This window comes from Streptomyces sp. NPDC052020, assembly GCF_040680575.1.
GTDB lineage: Bacteria > Actinomycetota > Actinomycetes > Streptomycetales > Streptomycetaceae > Streptomyces.
In genome coordinates this window covers 38,335-55,384 of record NZ_JBFAWY010000005.1, presented here as the reverse complement: position 1 = coordinate 55,384, position 17,050 = coordinate 38,335, and the positions used below count along the sequence as shown (strand labels likewise).

The 17,050-nt window shown below is 70.2% G+C and carries 13 protein-coding genes and 1 tRNA gene; 2 read left to right on the top strand and 12 right to left on the bottom strand.

What is annotated here, in order from left to right; all coding sequences use genetic code 11:
- Nucleotides 1-4: 4 nt before the first annotated feature.
- Together AB0L74_RS06285 and AB0L74_RS06280 are read right to left on the bottom strand one after the other, a co-directional pair.
- Nucleotides 5-1,294, bottom strand: a complete 1,290-nt coding sequence (locus tag AB0L74_RS06285; protein WP_365646169.1) for a hypothetical protein — start codon at nucleotides 1,292-1,294, stop codon at nucleotides 5-7.
- Nucleotides 1,295-1,572: 278 nt separating this feature from the next.
- Nucleotides 1,573-1,701 carry a DLW-39 family protein gene (locus tag AB0L74_RS06280; RefSeq protein ID WP_003999697.1) on the bottom strand — a complete coding sequence of 43 codons (129 nt, stop codon included), beginning with the start codon at nucleotides 1,699-1,701 and terminating at the stop codon, nucleotides 1,573-1,575.
- Between the two features lie 337 nt (nucleotides 1,702-2,038).
- Here AB0L74_RS06280 and AB0L74_RS06275 point away from each other — a divergent pair, with 337 nt between their 5' ends.
- Nucleotides 2,039-2,440, top strand: a complete 402-nt coding sequence (locus AB0L74_RS06275) for a DUF6344 domain-containing protein (protein WP_365646166.1) — start codon at nucleotides 2,039-2,041, stop codon at nucleotides 2,438-2,440.
- Between the two features lie 194 nt (nucleotides 2,441-2,634).
- Here the strand turns inward: AB0L74_RS06275 and AB0L74_RS06270 are convergent, their stop codons facing one another.
- Nucleotides 2,635-2,979, bottom strand: coding sequence for an STAS domain-containing protein (locus AB0L74_RS06270; RefSeq protein WP_365646163.1), 345 nt, complete (start codon nucleotides 2,977-2,979; stop codon nucleotides 2,635-2,637).
- Between the two features lie 156 nt (nucleotides 2,980-3,135).
- On the opposite strand from AB0L74_RS06270, the gene AB0L74_RS06265 reads away from it, so the two are divergent.
- Entirely contained in the window at nucleotides 3,136-3,519 is a 384-nt protein-coding gene (locus AB0L74_RS06265) for a helix-turn-helix domain-containing protein (RefSeq protein WP_365646160.1), read from the top strand.
- Nucleotides 3,520-3,716: 197 nt separating this feature from the next.
- Here AB0L74_RS06265 and AB0L74_RS06260 read toward each other — a convergent pair.
- The 9 genes from AB0L74_RS06260 to dnaA form a co-directional block, all read right to left on the bottom strand.
- Nucleotides 3,717-3,790: transfer RNA gene (locus tag AB0L74_RS06260), tRNA-Ile, on the bottom strand.
- Between the two features lie 155 nt (nucleotides 3,791-3,945).
- Nucleotides 3,946-4,683, bottom strand: coding sequence for a DUF3566 domain-containing protein (locus AB0L74_RS06255; protein WP_365646158.1), 738 nt, complete (start codon nucleotides 4,681-4,683; stop codon nucleotides 3,946-3,948).
- Between the two features lie 18 nt (nucleotides 4,684-4,701).
- On the bottom strand, nucleotides 4,702-7,296 hold the full coding sequence (gene gyrA / locus AB0L74_RS06250) for a DNA gyrase subunit A (RefSeq protein WP_365646155.1): 2,595 nt from the start codon (nucleotides 7,294-7,296) through the stop codon (nucleotides 4,702-4,704).
- A gap of 42 nt (nucleotides 7,297-7,338) precedes the next feature.
- A complete protein-coding gene (gene gyrB / locus AB0L74_RS06245) occupies nucleotides 7,339-9,399 on the bottom strand; it encodes a DNA topoisomerase (ATP-hydrolyzing) subunit B (RefSeq protein WP_365646706.1) in 2,061 nt (686 codons plus the stop codon).
- Nucleotides 9,400-9,895: 496 nt separating this feature from the next.
- Nucleotides 9,896-10,429 (bottom strand): DciA family protein, encoded by a 534-nt coding sequence (locus AB0L74_RS06240; protein ID WP_365646152.1) that lies wholly within the window; start codon nucleotides 10,427-10,429, stop codon nucleotides 9,896-9,898.
- A 19-nt stretch (nucleotides 10,430-10,448) separates the two neighbouring features.
- Nucleotides 10,449-11,570, bottom strand: coding sequence for a DNA replication/repair protein RecF (recF, locus tag AB0L74_RS06235; RefSeq protein WP_365646149.1), 1,122 nt, complete (start codon nucleotides 11,568-11,570; stop codon nucleotides 10,449-10,451).
- A 36-nt stretch (nucleotides 11,571-11,606) separates the two neighbouring features.
- Nucleotides 11,607-12,521, bottom strand: coding sequence for a phosphogluconate dehydrogenase (NAD(+)-dependent, decarboxylating) (gnd, locus tag AB0L74_RS06230; protein WP_365646146.1), 915 nt, complete (start codon nucleotides 12,519-12,521; stop codon nucleotides 11,607-11,609).
- A 172-nt stretch (nucleotides 12,522-12,693) separates the two neighbouring features.
- Nucleotides 12,694-13,824: a DNA polymerase III subunit beta gene (gene dnaN / locus AB0L74_RS06225; protein WP_365646143.1), complete on the bottom strand. Its 1,131-nt coding sequence runs from the start codon at nucleotides 13,822-13,824 to the stop codon at nucleotides 12,694-12,696.
- 1,156 nt (nucleotides 13,825-14,980) lie between these two features.
- Nucleotides 14,981-16,915, bottom strand: coding sequence for a chromosomal replication initiator protein DnaA (gene dnaA, locus AB0L74_RS06220; RefSeq protein WP_365646140.1), 1,935 nt, complete (start codon nucleotides 16,913-16,915; stop codon nucleotides 14,981-14,983).
- Nucleotides 16,916-17,050 lie beyond the last annotated feature (135 nt).

The following is a 17,050-nucleotide window of genomic DNA, read 5'->3' as shown; positions in this document are numbered from 1 at the left end:
CCGGCTAGTTCGTTCCGGCCCCAGGACTCCGCCGGCCCCTGAGCGTCCACACCCCGAGCCCGGCCAGCAGCAGGCTTCCGGTGCCGATCCCGGCGACCGCGACCGCCGTCATCACGGGGTCGTCCTCCGCCCCTTCGCCCCCCGGCCCGGCCACCCGCTGCCCCTCCGGCACCTCGAAGACGCCCCGCGGCGCCGACTCCCCCGTATAAGCGGGCCCGGACTCCGCCGCGCCCCCGACTCCGACGCGCAGCGTCAGCGCGAAGGGTCCCCCGCCGAAGTCGTCGGCCACCCGTGCCGCCAGATGCGCCACCAGGTAGTACGCACCGGCGAACCGCATCCCGCTCACCTTGTCGGCGGCGGCATGGCGGTTGGCGTACGCCACCGGGGGCAGGGGAGGGAGCCCCGCGGTCACCGGACTGCCGTCATAGCCGGCCCCGGTCTCCGCGACCGGTCCGCGCACCGGGTTGTGCAGTGCCAGCCGCAGAGCGCCGGGCACATATCCCCGGCCGTCGCCGGAGCCGTCCAGGTCCGCGGTGGCGTACAGCCGCTGTCCCCAGTCGACCGGCACCGCGTAGAAGAGGGTCTGTCCCGGCCGGATCTCGTCACGCCAGACTCCCGGCCCGCGAAGTGCCGCACCGGTGAAGCCCGCGCCTCCCCGGCCGCGCCGGGGCTCGCCATCGGGCGGCGCGGGCGAAGCGGAGTCCCAGCCCTCGGGTGCGCGCGTCGCCCCGGCCTGCTCCGGGCCCGGCTCCGTGAAGACGGCGAGTTCCAGATCCCAGGCGCCCCGCGCGGAGCCCTGCCCACCGGTCCGCTCCACGGTGACGTCATAGGTTCCGGCCTCCCGGCACCGGGGCTTCGCGGGGGAGACCTCCCGGCTGCCCCACGCGGTGACGGGACGCGGGCTGCGGGCGGCGCCGATGGACGCGGTGTCGAAGGAACACACGCCGCCCTCGCCGTCCCGCACGGAGACCCGGATGCCGTCGGAGGCGGCGACCGCGCTGCCGGGTGCGGGGACCGCGGTCACGGCGACGTACGCGTGCGACGTACCGTCGAGGCGGAGGCGGTAGTGGGCCGTGCCGCCCTCCGGCAGGCCGCTCCGGTACGTCGCACCGGGCTCCAGGCGTCCGGCGCCCGCGGGGCTGGCCGCCCCTTCGATCGGCCGGGCGTCCGCGGCGAAGGCGTAACCCCCCGGCGATCCGGCGGCCGGGAGAGCCCGGACCGGCACGGCGGCCGTGGTGCACAGCACCGCGAGCGCCGTGGACAGCACGGTGCCGACCGCCCGGCGCCCGGTCACCGCTCTCGGGCGCCCCGGCACCCGCCCGCTCGCCCCACGCCGCCCCATCACGCGCCACCCCTCGTCGTCAGCCGCCGGACCGGGACCGTGGCCCATCCTGCCCCGCCGGTCCGCGCGTCATCCGCCCGTTCCGCGCGTCCGTCCGAAACGTTCCGGGGGCTTCCGGCCCTTCCCCGCACCCCCCGCGGACAACACAAAACCCCGACCGTGATGACGGCCGGGGTGATGTTCGGTTACCACTGAGTCCCGCCGGACTCAGTACCGGATGTCGATGGGACTCACGAACCCGTGGGCACGGAGTCAGTCGCCTCCGTCCACAGGTCCTGCTCGGCGCGATCCGCCTGAATCTGGCGGTACACGAGGAGACCGCCGATGGCGGCCAGTGCGACCAGGAGCAGCTTCTTCACCGCGCGACCTCGTCTTTCCTTGACGTAGGGGACCTCTGGCGCCCGACTATACACACCGGCCGATATCGATCGGTGACCTGTGTCGGCCCTCAACTCGGCGCCGCAATGCCGCAGTAGGAGCGGAGCGAGCCGGTGCGATCGGAGGGTGATCGGACCTCCACGCACGGTCACTTTGGCCGGTCTTCTCCCGTCTCTCCTATTTTTCTTCCCCCTTGCACCCATCCGGGTGGTGTTCATCTGAACATCGACGCGCCACGGGCGTCGGTCCACCACTTCGCGCCGCTCATACACATCATGAGGAAAGTACGCAAATCGCCCAACCCGAAAGTGAGGGGCCATGGCCCGGAACAAGGTCATGACGCTGTGGACCGCCATCGTCACCGCCTTCCTCGCGCTGTGCACGGCGCTCGGACTCATCACCACGACCGCCGCCGCGGCGGTACCGCGCACCGAGACGGAGCGCAACAGCAACAGCGACAACAACAGCGGCACCACCGAGCACACGACGGCACCGGCGATGTCCCCCTGGTCCTGGTCCCGCGCCCGGGCCCTGCCCCCCACGATGAAGCAGCGCATCCGCGCCGAGGCTCATGGCAAGGTCCCGAGCTGCCGCCACCGTCCGCTGTCGGACGCGTCCGGAGCAGCCCCGGCGGCCACCCTCTGCGCCCCCGCCGCGTCCGCGTCCTCCGAGGCGTCGACGGAGCCACGCACCTCGGGCGTCATCCCCCTCCAGCGCTGACAGGACGGCACGTCACCGCACGTGCCGCTCCCCGCACCCTTTCCCTGACGTCACGGCGAACTTGCGTACAGCACGCCCAGCACCCGGCATGAAGGTCCGGTGGCCCCGCGGAGCCACCGGACCTTCATGCCGGGCCATTTTTTCCACCACTCCGGGGCCGGTCTTTTCCCCACGCGGAGCGACACGGGCCGGTGTCACTCGGTCAGCGCTTCCTTCAGCGTGGGATAGCTGCTGATCACCTCGTCGATGCCGAGCATCTGGAACATGCGCTTCACCATGGGAGGCGGCGTGGCCACGCGCACCCATCCGCTGTGGGCTTTGGCGTGCGCATGCGCGCTGATCAGCGCATTGAATCCGGTGCTGTCCATGAACGACACCTGGCTCAGATCGATCACGGTGCGAGGAGCGTCCGTGGCGGCGGCGGAGAGCAGGGCCTGGCGTACCTCCGCCTCGGTGGTCATGTCGATGTCACCGCGCAGAGACACGACGGTGACACCATCGCGCGCGGTGGAGCGGACGGCTGAAAACGGTTGATACACCGCAGCTCACTCTTCTCGCAGGTGTGGACAGGGTCGCTGAGGCATCCCGCGGGCGTACTCCAACAGGGTGCGCCCAAACATCTAACACGTCAACGGATACATGAACAACTCTTCGTCCTTTTGGATACACGAAACAGTACGTCATACTCTGGAGGCATGCGGGGAGTAGTGCCTGAACCACACACCGGCTGGACGTTCCTGACCAATCACGCGCGCGTTCTCGCGGCGATCGCCGACGATCCGGATTCGCGGATCCGGGACATCGCCGCGCACTGTCGTCTCACCGAGCGCGCCGTCCAGAAGATCATTTCCGATCTGGAGCGGGGCGGCTATCTGTCCCACACCCGCCGCGGGCGGTCCAACACCTACCGCATCGAACCGGGTGTCCCGCTGCGGCACCCGGCCGAGGCCGAGGCCGGCGTCACCGTCGCGAACCTGCTGTCCGCCCTGGCCCGCCACGACGCGCAGCGCTCCCAGAACCCCACCGACGAGGTCTCCGAGCAGCCGCAGCCCCAGGCCCAGCCGTCGCTGACCTCATAGCTCTGCCCCGCCCCTCGCGGGGCCCCGGCACGCACCCTGCCCTCCGCTCAGATTGCGCCCCCGTGCGCTCCGCGCCCGGGGGCGTCCCCCCACCGGCAGCCCCCGCCACGCCACGGGCGACACGGCCGTGACCGCATCACGCGAAGAGGCCCGGAGATCTTGGATCTCCGGGCCTCTTGCCTGGCGTTTCGCCGCTGTGGGGCTAACAGGATTTGAACCTGTGGCCTCATCCTTATCAGGGATGCGCTCTAACCAACTGAGCTATAGCCCCGCCGCGCTTTGCGGGGTGTGTCCCGCGCGCTGACTCCTGAAGATTAGCGCACGAGGCGCGCAGTCCCAAAATCGGCCGCCGGGGACGGGGGGAAACCGCTCCTTCACGGCACCGGCGCCCCTGCCCCGGCGGATGTCCGGCCTGGTCGGGCGCCCTCACTCGTCCTCGGCGAGCGTCAGCTCCACACCCCCGACGAAGCCGGCCGAGAGGTTGTAGATGAACGCGCCCAGCGTCGCCAGCGCCGTGGCGAGTACGACGTCGATGACCGCGATGATCGACGTGAAGAGCAGGACGTTGGGCAGCGACAGGAATGACTGAAGGTCGAAGCCGTTGGACTCGTTCGAACCGGTCGCCTCGGAGATCGTGCCGCCGACCGACGAGAAGACGCCCATGGCGTCCATGACCATCCACAGCACTGCGGCCGCGACGATCGTGCAGATGCCCAGCGCGATGGAGAGCAGGAAGCTCACCTTCATCACCGACCACGGGTCGGCCTTCGCCACCCGCAGCCGCGCCTTGCGGACGCGGGGCGTGGTGCTCGCGCCGGTACGCGGCCGGCGTACGCCGCTCGCCGCGGTGGCCGTCTGGTAGGCCTGCGGCGGGTGGTAGGGCCCGGCGGGCTGCTGGGGCTGCCGCTCCCCCGGCAACGGCGACGCCGGCTGCTGGGCGGCCCCGGCGCCCGGAGCGGCCGGGCCCGCTCCAGCCGCGTACTGCTGGGTGTGCGGGCCTCGGGTGTCCGTCACAGTTCCCCCCTGGGATCCATGAGTGTCATACGAGGACGAGGACGGAGACGACGATGGCTCCGCCGGGTGCGCGGCGGAGCCACGGCCGCCGCCGTCCGTCTGCGTACCCCTGGAGGTACCGGCCGATCCGGCGCCCGTGGCTCCGCTCACGTGACTCACTCCTCGTGCCTACTCGGCCGAGGGCGCCTCACCCTCGTCCGTGCCGGTGTCCGCGGTGCCTTCGGCGGTCTCGTCGACGGCGATGTCACCGTCGACCTCCTCCGCCTCGCGCCCCGCCTCGGCGTTGCGTGCGATACCGACGACGGCATCGCGCTTGCCCAGATTGATCAGTTGGACGCCCATGGTGTCACGGCCCGTCTCCCTGACCTCGTTGACTCGCGTGCGAATCACACCGCCCGAGAGTGTGATGGCGAGGATCTCGTCGGTCTCCTCGACCACCAGCGCACCCACGAGCGATCCGCGGTCCTCGACGATCTTGGCGGCCTTGATGCCGAGGCCGCCGCGGCCCTGGACGCGGTACTCGTCGACGGGGGTCCGCTTCGCGTACCCGCCGTCGGTGGCAGTGAACACGAACGTACCGGGTCGCACCACATTCATCGAGAGCAGTTCGTCGCCCTCGCGGAAACTCATGCCCTTGACGCCCGAGGTCGCACGGCCCATGGGGCGCAGCGTGTCGTCCGACGCGGTGAACCTGATCGATTGCGCCTTCTTACTGATCAGCAGCAGATCGTCGTCGGCCGAGACGAGCTCGGCACCGATCAGCTCGTCGTCGATTCCGTCCTCACGGGCACGCAGGTTGATCGCGATCACACCACCGGAGCGCGGGGAGTCGTAATCCTTCAGCGGCGTCTTCTTCACCAGGCCGGACTTGGTGGCCAGGACCAGGTACGGCGCCGCCTCGTAGTCGCGGATGGCGAGGATCTCGGCGATCGCCTCGTCCGGCTGGAAGGCCAGCAGGTTCGCCACGTGCTGGCCGCGCGCGTCCCGGCCGGCCTCGGGCAGCTCGTACGCCTTGGCGCGGTAGACGCGGCCCTTGTTGGTGAAGAACAGCAGCCAGTGGTGCGTGGTGGAAACGAAGAAGTGGTCGACGATGTCGTCTTCCTTCAGCTTCGTGCCGCGCACGCCCTTGCCGCCGCGCTTCTGCGCCCGGTAGTCGTCGGTCTTGGTGCGCTTGATGTAGCCGCCGCGGGTGACCGTGACGACGATGTCCTCCTCGGCGATCAGGTCCTCGATGGACATGTCGCCCTCGTAGGGGATCAGCTTCGTCTTGCGGTCGTCGCCGTACTTCTCGACGATCGCGGCCAGCTCCTCGCTGACGATGCCGCGCTGGCGGACCGGCGAGGCGAGGATCTCGTTGTACTCGTTGATCTTCGCCTGGAGCTCGTCGTGCTCCTGGACGATCTTCTGGCGCTCCAGGGCGGCCAGCCGGCGAAGCTGCATCTCCAGGATCGCGTTGGCCTGGATCTCGTCGATGTCGAGGAGGTCCATCAGGCCGCCGCGCGCGATCTCGACGGTGTCGCTGCGCCGGATCAGCGCGATGACCTCGTCGATGGCGTCCAGGGCCTTGAGCAGACCGCGCAGGATGTGCGCCCGCTCCTCCGCCTTGCGCAGCCGGAAGCGCGTACGGCGGACGATGACCTCGATCTGGTGCGTCACCCAGTGGCGGATGAACGCGTCCAGGGACAGCGTGCGCGGCACGCCGTCGACCAGCGCCAGCATGTTGGCGCCGAAGTTGGTCTGGAGGTCGGTGTGCTTGTACAGGTTGTTTAGGACGACCTTGGCGACCGCGTCCCGCTTGAGGACGATGACCAGGCGCTGGCCGGTACGGGACGACGTCTCGTCGCGCACGTCCGCGATGCCGCCGATCCTGCCGTCCTTCACCAGGTCGGCGATCTTCTGCGCGAGGTTGTCCGGGTTGACCTGGTAGGGCAGCTCCGTGACCACCAGGCACTGGCGGTTCTGGATCTCCTCGACCTCGACGACCGCCCGCATGGTGATGGAGCCGCGGCCGGTCCGGTACGCCTCCTCGATGCCCTTGCGGCCGACGACGAGCGCGCCGGTCGGGAAGTCCGGGCCCTTGATCCGCTCGATGAGCGCGTCCAGCAGCTCCTCGTGGCCGGCCTCGGGGTTCTCCAGGTACCACTGGGCGCCGGCGGCCACCTCGCGCAGGTTGTGCGGCGGGATGTTGGTCGCCATGCCGACCGCGATGCCGGCCGAGCCGTTGATCAGCAGGTTCGGGAAGCGGGCCGGCAGGACGGTCGGCTCCTGGGAGCGGCCGTCGTAGTTGTCCGTGAAGTCGACGGTCTCCTCGTCGATGTCGCGGACCATCTCCATCGACAGCGGCGCCATCTTGCACTCGGTGTACCGCATCGCCGCGGCCGGGTCGTTGCCCGGGGAGCCGAAGTTGCCGTTGGAGTCGACGAGCGGCATGCGCATCGCCCACGGCTGGGCGAGGCGGACCAGGGCGTCGTAGATGGAGGAGTCGCCGTGCGGGTGGTAGTTGCCCATGACGTCGCCGACGACGCGGGCGCACTTGTAGAAGCCGCGCTCGGGGCGGTAGCCGCCGTCGTACATGGCGTACAGCACGCGGCGGTGGACGGGCTTGAGGCCGTCACGGACGTCCGGCAGCGCACGCGAGACGATGACGGACATCGCGTAGTCGAGGTAGGAGCGCTGCATCTCCGTCTCGAGCCCGACGGGCTCGACGCGCAGGCCGGCCTGGCCGCCCTCGTCCGGAGTGACGGGAGTGTTCTCGTCGGTCATTGCTGGTGAAGATCCTTCCTGGTGCGGTCAGCTGAGACCGACTCAGATGTCGAGGAAGCGGACGTCCTTGGCGTTGCGCTGGATGAACTGCCTGCGTGCCTCGACGTCCTCGCCCATCAGGACCGAGAACAGCTCGTCGGCCTGCGCGGCGTCGTCGAGGGTGACCTGGCCGAGGACCCGGTGCTCCTGGTCCATCGTGGTCACGCGCAGCTCCTCGGCGTTCATCTCGCCGAGACCCTTGAAGCGCTGGATCGAGTCCTCGCGCACCCGCTTGCCGCGCTGGCGGCCCATCTCCAGCAGCGCGTCGCGCTCGCGGTCGGAGTAGGCGTACTCGACGTCGTCCTTGCCCCACTTGATCTTGTACAGCGGGGGACGGGAGAGGAACACGTGCCCGGCCTCGACCAGCGGACGCATGAAGCGGAACAGGAAGGTCAGCAGCAGGGTGTTGATGTGCTGGCCGTCGACGTCGGCGTCCGCCATCAGGATGATCTTGTGGTAGCGGAGCTTCTCGATGTCGAAGTCCTCGTGCACGCCCGTTCCGAACGCGGAGATCAGCGCCTGGATCTCCTGGTTCTGGAGGATCTTGTCGATGCGCGCCTTCTCGACGTTGAGGATCTTGCCGCGGATCGGGAGGATCGCCTGGTACTCCGGGTTGCGGCCGGACTTGGCCGAGCCGCCGGCGGAGTCACCCTCGACGATGAAGATCTCGCACTTGGTGGGGTCGTTCGACTGGCAGTCGGAGAGCTTGCCCGGCAGCGACGCCGTCTCCAGCAGGCCCTTGCGGCGGGTCAGGTCGCGCGCCTTGCGCGCCGCCACGCGCGCGGTGGCCGCCTGGATGCCCTTGCGGACGATGTCCGCGGCCTCGTTCGGGTTGCGGTCCAGCCAGTCGTTGAGGTGCTCGTAGACCGCCTTCTGCACGAAGGTCTTCGCCTCCGTGTTGCCCAGCTTGGTCTTGGTCTGGCCCTCGAACTGCGGCTCGCTGAGCTTGACCGAGATGATCGCGGTCAGACCCTCGCGGATGTCGTCACCGGTGAGGTTGTCGTCCTTCTCGCGGAGCAGCTTCTTGTCGCGCGCGTACTTGTTGATCAGGGACGTCAGCGCGGCGCGGAAGCCCTCTTCGTGGGTGCCGCCCTCGTGGGTGTGGATGATGTTGGCGAAGGAGTACACGCCCTCGCTGTAGCCGCTGTTCCACTGCATCGCGACCTCGAGGGACAGGCTCTTGTCCTTGTCCTCGGCCTCCAGGTCGATGATCGTGGGGTGGACGACCTCGCCCTTGCGGGCGTTGAGGTACTTCACGAAGTCGACGATGCCGCCCTCGTAGTGGTACGTGACGGTCTTCGCCTCGTCCTTCTCGTCGGCGCCCGCCTCGTCCGCCCCGGCGGTGGCCTTCGCCGACTCGCGCTCGTCGGTGAGCCTGATCGTCAGGCCCTTGTTGAGGAACGCCATCTCCTGGAAACGCCGCGACAGCGTCTCGAAGGAGTACTCCGTGGTCTCGAAGATGTCCGGGTCGGCCCAGAAGGTGACCGAGGTGCCGGTCTCCTCGGTGGCCTCGTGCTGGGCCAGCGGCGCCGTCGGCACGCCCATCTTGTAGTCCTGCGTCCAGCGGTGGCCGTCGGTCTTGACCTCGACGGACACCTTGCTGGACAGGGCGTTCACCACGGACACGCCCACGCCGTGCAGACCGCCGGAGACCGCGTAACCGCCGCCGCCGAACTTGCCGCCCGCGTGCAGCACCGTCAGCACGACCTCGACGGCCGGCTTGCCCTCGGAGGGCACGATGCCCACGGGGATGCCACGGCCGTTGTCGACCACGCGCACCCCGCCGTCGGCGAGGATCGTCACGTCGATGGTGTCCGCGTGACCGGCCAGCGCCTCGTCGACGGAGTTGTCGACGACCTCGTACACGAGGTGGTGCAGTCCGCGCTCGCCGGTCGAGCCGATGTACATGCCGGGTCGCTTGCGGACCGCGTCCAGACCCTCGAGGACGGTGATGGCACTTGCGTCGTACGAGGCGGTGACCTCGCCGTTCGAGGTGCCCGCCGCGTCGTTCACGCCGGTGTCGGTGGACGGAATGTTCTCGTTGGGGTTGCCGGAATCGGCCACGAAGCGCCCTTTCTGGCACAGCACGAGCCGGGCTCCTGGGGGTGCCCCCTTTGGGGGAGGGTTGCCGGAGCGGCTGCGGCATGTTGCGTTGGTAAGCCTTGATCAGCGTTGCTCAGCTTTTCCCGGACGGTCCCCACGATTGGGGCGGGATTGCCTTCCAGTCTACCGGTAGCACTGACAACGATGGGGGTTTGCCGGTACCTGAGACCGCATGTGGCGCCCTGAACCGTCCTCGGACTACTCCCGATATGCGGATGGGGGCTCCAAGAGGCTCACAGCGGCACTCAGCGCTTCGAGCCGTCAACCCCTGGCTACTTCGAAGGAAGGTCGGGATTCGCAACCGTGTGCGGTTGTACGGCAAGGAGGGCGGCGGCGGTACGAACACACCGTCGGCGCCCTCGAATGTGATGTCGATCACGCTTGCCCGATCGGTGGCCGACCGGGCCGTCCGGCCCTCGAAACAGGGGTTCGGCGCGGCACGTGACCGCGCCCGCGGTCACCCGTAGGTGTCGCCCGGGCCCGTGGATCCGGGCGCGCGCAGCGGGCCGTAGCGGCGGGCGGGGCCGCCGGGTCCCTGCACCTTGAGCATGCGCACCGAGCCGTGCCCGAGATCCTCGTTGAGGCGGGCCACCAGGGTCGGCGCGAGCAGCCGCAGATTGGTCGCCCAGGCGGTGGAGTCACAGCGCACCACCAGTACCCGCTCGTCCTCGTCGTACCTCTCCGGTACGCAGTGCTTGGCCACGTCCTCGCCGACGATCTGCGGCCAGCGGCCCATCACCCCGCCCACCGCGGCCGGGGTCTCCCAGCCGCGCTCGGTGATCAGCCGGTTGATCGCCGAGCCGAGCCGCATCGGATCGCGGCCGTCGGCGCGCGCACCGGAGCGCAGCCCGCCGCGCCGTGCCCGCTTCTTCTGCTGCACCGCGTCCCCCCGCGCGCGTGCCGCCTCCCGGGCAGCCCGGAGCGCGACCCGCGCGAGATCGACGCCGGAGGGCTGGGGAGCCTTGCCGGGTGGGGGTCCGTCCGTGGTCATCCGCGCTCTCCCTCCGTCCTCACAGGCGCTCCACCGTCCCCTCGGAGACGGCGAACCGCGTCCCCGACAGCATCTGCGGCACGTCGTCCTCGACCGCGGCGGTCACCAGCACCTGCTCGCCCGGCGCCACCAGCTCCGCCAGCCGCTCGCGGCGACGGGCGTCCAGTTCGGCGAACACGTCGTCGAGGACGAGCACCGGCTCGTTGCCCTCGGCGCGCAGCAGATCGTAGGAGGCCAGGCGCAGCGCCAGGGCACAGGACCAGGACTCGCCGTGGGATGCGTACCCCTTGGCGGGCATCTCCCCCAGTTTGAGCAGCAGCTCGTCCCGGTGCGGGCCGACCAGCGTGACGCCCCGCTCGATCTCCTGCTTGCGGGCGTCGGCGAGCGCCGCCATCAGCTGTTCGTAGAGGTCCTCGCGCGTGTGGGCCTCGCCGGGGGCGGACGGCTTGTACTCCAGTGCGACGGGGCCGCCGCCGGGGGCCAGCTGCTCGTACGCCTTGTCGGCCAGCGGCCCGATCGCGGCGATCAGGTCCAGACGCTGGGCGAGCAGTTCGGCGCCCGCGCGGGCGAGGTGCTGGTCCCAGACGTCGAGCGTGGACAGGTCCAGGGTGCGGCCACCGTGCCGGCGGGCGAGCGCGGCCGACTTCAGCAGGGTGTTGCGCTGCCTGAGGACGCGGTCGTAGTCGGAGCGGACACCGGCCATGCGCGGGGAGCGCGCGGTGATCAGCTCGTCGAGGAAGCGGCGCCGCTCCCCGGGATCGCCCTTGACCAGGGCGAGATCCTCGGGAGCGAACAGGACGGTCCGTACGATGCCCAGGACGTCACGCGGCCTGACCTGGGAGGACCGGTTGATGCGGGCGCGGTTGGCGCGGCCCGGGTTCAGCTCCAGCTCGATCAGCTGCTGCCGGTCGCCCTGGCGGACCTGCGCCCGGACGACCGCCCGGTCGGCGCCCATGCGGACCAGGGGGGCGTCGGAGGAGACGCGGTGGCTGCCGAGGGTCGCGAGATAGCCGACCGCCTCGACCAGGTTCGTCTTGCCCTGCCCGTTGGGGCCGACGAAGGCGGTGACGCCCGGGTCCAGCGGCACCTCGACCCGGGCGTACGAGCGGAAGTCGGCCAGCGAAAGATGCGTGACGTGCATGGTCGTTCGCCGACCTCTCCAACCTTCTGGTCCTGCTTACTTCTTCTCGACCGCGTGGCCGCCGAACTGGTTGCGCAGCGCCGCGATCATCTTCATCTGCGGGGAGTCCTCCTGGCGGGAGGCGAACCGGGCGAACAGCGAGGCGGTGATCGCCGGCAGCGGCACCGCGTTGTCGATGGCGGCCTCCACCGTCCAGCGTCCCTCGCCGGAGTCCTGCGCGTACCCGCGCAGCCCCTCCAGGTGCTCGTCGTCGTCGAGGGCGTTGACGGCGAGGTCGAGCAGCCAGGAGCGGATGACCGTGCCCTCCTGCCAGGAGCGGAAGACCTCGCGGACGTTCTCCACGGAGTCGACCTTCTCCAGCAGCTCCCAGCCCTCGGCGTAAGCCTGCATCATCGCGTACTCGATGCCGTTGTGGACCATCTTCGCGAAGTGGCCCGCGCCGACCTTGCCGGCGTGCACCGAACCGAAGTCGCCCTCGGGCTTGAGGGCGTCGAAGACCGGCTGCACCTTGGCGACGTTCTCGGCGTCACCGCCGTACATCAGCGCGTAGCCGTTCTCCAGGCCCCACACACCGCCGGAGACGCCGCAGTCGACGAAGCCGATGCCCTTGGCGGCCAGCTCCTCGGCGTGCTTCTCGTCGTCGGTCCAGCGGGAGTTCCCGCCGTCCACGACGACGTCGCCGGGCTCCAGCAGCTCGGCGAGCTGGTCGATGGTGGACTGGGTGGGCTCGCCGGCCGGGACCATCACCCAGACCACGCGCGGGCCCTTCAGCTTGCCCACAAGCTCTTCCAGGCTGTGGACATCCGCGACGTCCGGGTTGCGGTCGTATCCGATGACGGTGTGGCCCGCGCGGCGGATCCGCTCGCGCATGTTGCCGCCCATCTTGCCGAGGCCGACGAGACCGAGCTCCATCAGTTGTGTCCTTAAGGGTGCGAGGTGGCGTGGCGGCACGACCGTGGCCGTCGGCCCGCACCGCCGGGCGCGGGCCGTGGCACGTCGTACCCGCGTCCGAGCCTAAACCCGGACGCGCGCGCACGGCTGTGGGCATACGCGCTCAGACGTAGGCCCCACCCGCGGACTCACTCGGCCCGGGGCTCGGGCCGGGCCCCGGTCCGGGAGACGGTCAGCCGCTGAGCCGCACCGGCATGATCAGGTACTTGTACGCCTCGTCCGCCTCGGCGTCCACGGCGGGCTTGCCGCTGAGCAGCGCCGGCTTGGTGGAGGTCGTGAAGGACAGCTGCGCCACCGGGGAGTCGATGGCGCTCAGGCCGTCCAGCAGGAAGGTCGGGTTGAAGGCGATCGAGATGTCGTCGCCCTCCAGCTGGGCGTCGACCCTTTCCACAGCCTGTGCGTCGTCGCTGGAGCCGGCCTCCAGGATGAGCACGCCCTGCTCGAAGCTGAGCCGCACCGGGGTGTTGCGCTCGGCGACCAGGGCCACGCGCTTGACGGCCTCCACGAAGGGCGCGGTCTCGATGGTCGCGACCGAGTTGAACTCCGTGGGGAACAGCGTGCGGTACTTCGGGAGGTCGCCCTCCAGCAGGCGGGTCGTGGTGCGGCGGCCGGCGCCCTCGAAACCGATCAGGCCCTCGCCCGCGCCGGATCCCGACAGCGCCAGGATGACGTTGTCACCGCTGGTCAGGGACTTGGCCGTGTCCAGGAGGGTCTTGGCGGGCACCAGGGCGACCGCCGAGGCGTCGGGGTTCTCCGGCTTCCACAGGAACTCGCGGACCGCGAAGCGGTAGCGGTCGGTGGAGGCCAGCGTGACCGTGTCGCCCTCGATCTCGATGCGGACACCGGTGAGCACGGGCAGCGTGTCGTCGCGGCCCGCCGCGATGGCGACCTGCTGCACGGCGGAGGAGAAGACCTCGCCGGGCACCGTGCCCGTCGCGTTCGGCATCTGCGGCAGGGCGGGGTACTCCTCCACAGGCAGGGTGTGGAGGGTGAACCGCGAGGTGCCGCACACCACCGTCGCCCGTACACCGTCTGTGGAAATCTCCACCGGCCGGTTGGGGAGGGCGCGGGAGATGTCGGCGAGCAGGCGGCCGGAGACGAGCACCGTGCCCTCCTCCTCGACCTCCGCCTCCACCGACACGCGCGCGGAGACCTCGTAGTCGAAGCTGGACAGGCTCAGCTGGCCGTCCTCGGCCTTCAGCAGCAGGCCCGCGAGGACCGGCGCCGGCGGACGGGCCGGGAGGCTGCGTGCCGCCCAGGCCACTGCCTCCGCGAGTACGTCGCGTTCCACCCGGATCTTCACCGTAAGCCGCCTCCTGCTGTTGCCGGCGCTTCTCGCCCTGCTTCGCCTTCGTCGTCTGTCTGGGTGTCACGGCTCCCTGGGAAGGGAAGGACACCGGGACCAGTCTGACGCACGCCACTGACAGTAGGTGCCGCTCGGGGTCAAGTCGTGGCGGGCCGCGGCCGGGCTCGAGAGAGCGAGTTGTGCACAGGACCCGCTTCGAAACGAATTCCGCGCTCTCTCTAGTCGGACGTAGTAGTAGGGCCTGTGGATACGGTGGATAACCGCGTTTGCCCAGCTCAGCGCAGGAATTTTGTCCACCGGGCCTGTGGGTGGTGCCGGTGGACAACCTGGGGCGGCTGTGGAGAACGGAAAGTTCTGCACACCCCGTGCACAGGCAGGGGCGACTTCTCCCCAGCGCCGTCCCCAGTTTTACCCGTCTTTCCCACAGCCTAATCCGGCAGTCTCGTGTGACGCCTTTCACTCCAGGTGGTGACGGGGCGAGTCGCGTTGCCGAACAGTGGACAGCCATGTGGAGAAGCGGCCGATCGCTGGGGACAAGCGGCCCCAGCCTGTGGATCAGCCGTGGACAACGTGCGACGCGGCCTGTGGGCCATCTCGTCGTCCACAGGCTGTGGAGATCGTTCGTCCACGAATCCACAGGCGGCTGACCTGGAGGGATGATCTTCCACCGCGCCGGGCTGTGGACAGGATCGGGACAACCTCCCGGTCCCCAGGGTGTGGACGCGAGAAAGTCGGCGAATCTGTGGATGGCTGCCGTAACGTCGCCAGATATTCGAACACCGGAGGCCGCAGTACGAAGCCGGAGTACGAGGACGAACGGCGCGCAGGGGGCTCCGAAAGGCGTCCGGGGGCCTTTCGGAGAGCGTCCGCCGGGGCGCGGACGGGCCGCGCCGGACACGCACAGCGATGCTGAGAGTGCGCCGCGCGCTCCTGGGGGCAGTGGCGGAGGGCTCCTCCCCGGCGTTCCCGGGGCGTTCCGGGGTGCTCCCCGGCGCGGGCAGGCGCCGCACCCCCTTCCGGGCGGCGGGCGGCTCCGCGGCTTCCCGCGGGCACGGCACGCGCGAAGGCGCCCCCGGAAACGGTCCGGAGGCGCCTGGGCGCGATGGGGCGACGCACGGCGCAGGACGTGCCGAGCGGTGCCGAGCCCGCCCGGTCAGCCGTTCTTGATGCGGTTGGTGAGCTCCGTGACCTGGTTGTAGATGGAGCGCCGCTCGGCCATCAGATTGCGGATCTTCCGGTCGGCGTGCATCACCGTCGTATGGTCGCGTCCGCCGAACAGCGCGCCGATCTTCGGCAGCGACAGGTCCGTCAGCTCGCGGCACAGGTACATGGCGATCTGCCGGGCCGTGACGAGCTGCCGGCCGCGTGAGCTGCCGCACAGGTCCTCGACCGTGAGACCGAAGTAGTCCGCGGTCGCGCCCATGATCGCGGTGGAGGTGATCTCCGGAGTGGAGTCGTCGCCGCCCGGGATCAGGTCCTTCAGGACGATCTCCGTCAGGCCCAGGTCCACCGGCTGCCGGTTGAGCGACGCGAACGCCGTCACCCGGATCAGCGCGCCCTCCAGCTCACGGATGTTGCGCGAGATGCGGGAGGCGATGAACTCCAGCACCTCCGGTGGGGCGTTCAGCTGCTCCTGCACCGCCTTCTTGCGCAGGATCGCGATCCGCGTCTCCAGCTCGGGCGGCTGGACGTCGGTGATCAGTCCCCACTCGAAACGGTTCCGCAGCCGGTCCTCCAGCGTGACCAGCTGCTTGGGCGGCCGGTCGCTGGAGAGCACGATCTGCTTGTTGGCGTTGTGGAGGGTGTTGAACGTGTGGAAGAACTCCTCCTGCGTCGACTCCTTGTCCGCCAGGAACTGGATGTCGTCGACCAGCAGGATGTCCATCTCGCGGTAGCGCTTGCGGAAACTGTCGCCCTTGCCGTCGCGGATGGAGTTGATGAACTCGTTGGTGAACTCCTCCGAGCTCACGTAGCGCACGCGTGTGCCGGGATACAGGCTCCGCGCGTAGTGCCCGATCGCGTGCAGCAGGTGCGTCTTGCCGAGCCCGGACTCGCCGTAGATGAACAGCGGGTTGTAGGCCTTCGCGGGCGCCTCGGCGACGGCGACGGCCGCCGCGTGCGCGAACCGGTTGGAGGCGCCGATCACGAACGTGTCGAAGAGGTACTTCGGGTTCAGGCGCGCGGTCGGCTCACCCGGACCGGTGGCCGGCGCGGGCTGCGCGGCCAGCGGCCCCGGCGCCCCGGTGGTGGGCAGGGCCGGACCGACCGGACCGCCGCGGTGGACGTGGCCCGAGCCGGACGGCGGCTCGGGCAGCTCCCGGCGCGCGTCCCGCTGGTCGTAGTCCCCGCGCGGCCCGTCGTGCGCCGGCCGCTCCACCGACTGGGGGCGGTAGTCCTGCCCGTACTGGTCCTGCCCGTACTGGTCCTGGGGGTACGGCTCCTGCTGGTAGGCGTCCTTGGCGTAGGGCTCCTGGCCGTACGCGTCGCGCGGCGGCGAGCCGTACGACTCGGGCGGCGGCGACGCGTACGGGTCCCGCTCCGGGAAGCCGAGCCGCTGCTGCTGCCAGCCGTAGTCGTCCTGCCCGGGGCGCGGCCAGGAGCCGGGCTCCGGGCGCTGGTACTCCCCCGGGTAGGCGGGACGGGCCGCCGGGAGCTGGTCACCGGAGCCGCCCGGCATCTGGTCGCCGCGGTGGCGGCCGTAGCCCTCGTACGGGCCGTGCTGGTCATAGGGGCCCGGACCGGCGGGCCGCTCGGAATCCTCGTAGCGCGGCTGCGGGCGGGCGGGCGGCGCCGGCGGAGCGGGCGGCTCGCCCGCGGAGTCGTCGACGGTGATCGCGATGCGGATCGGACGGCCGCACTCCCGGCTCAGCGTGTCGCTGACGATCGGCGCCAGCCGGCCTTCGAGCACACCCTTCGCGAACTCGTTCGGTACGGCGAGCAGGGCGGTGTCGGCGACCAGCGCGAGCGGCTGGGTCCGCCGGATCCAGTGCTCGTCCTTCGCCTCGACCCCCTGGCCACGGCCCTCGCCCAGCAGCTGCTCGAGTACGCGCGGCCACACTGCGGCAAGATCGGCAGGTACGTCAGCCACAGGGCACGCTCTCTCACAAGTCACCCGAACGTGTGGTTCGGGGACGGGTCGGGGTCAGACTCGGGTGGCCGGGGCGGAACCAATCGGCCGGGAGGGGACAAAGGAACGAATCGGAGTCCAGCCACGGTAGTCAGC

Coding starts and splice junctions, on each gene's coding strand:
- AB0L74_RS06240 (WP_365646152.1), bottom strand. CDS start 10,429: ATGACCACGGACGGACCCCCACCCGGCAAGGCTCCCCAGCCCTCCGGC.
- gyrA (WP_365646155.1), bottom strand. CDS start 7,296: ATGACCGACGAGAACACTCCCGTCACTCCGGACGAGGGCGGCCAGGCC.
- AB0L74_RS06275 (WP_365646166.1), top strand. CDS start 2,039: ATGGCCCGGAACAAGGTCATGACGCTGTGGACCGCCATCGTCACCGCC.
- recF (WP_365646149.1), bottom strand. CDS start 11,570: ATGCACGTCACGCATCTTTCGCTGGCCGACTTCCGCTCGTACGCCCGG.
- AB0L74_RS06265 (WP_365646160.1), top strand. CDS start 3,136: ATGCGGGGAGTAGTGCCTGAACCACACACCGGCTGGACGTTCCTGACC.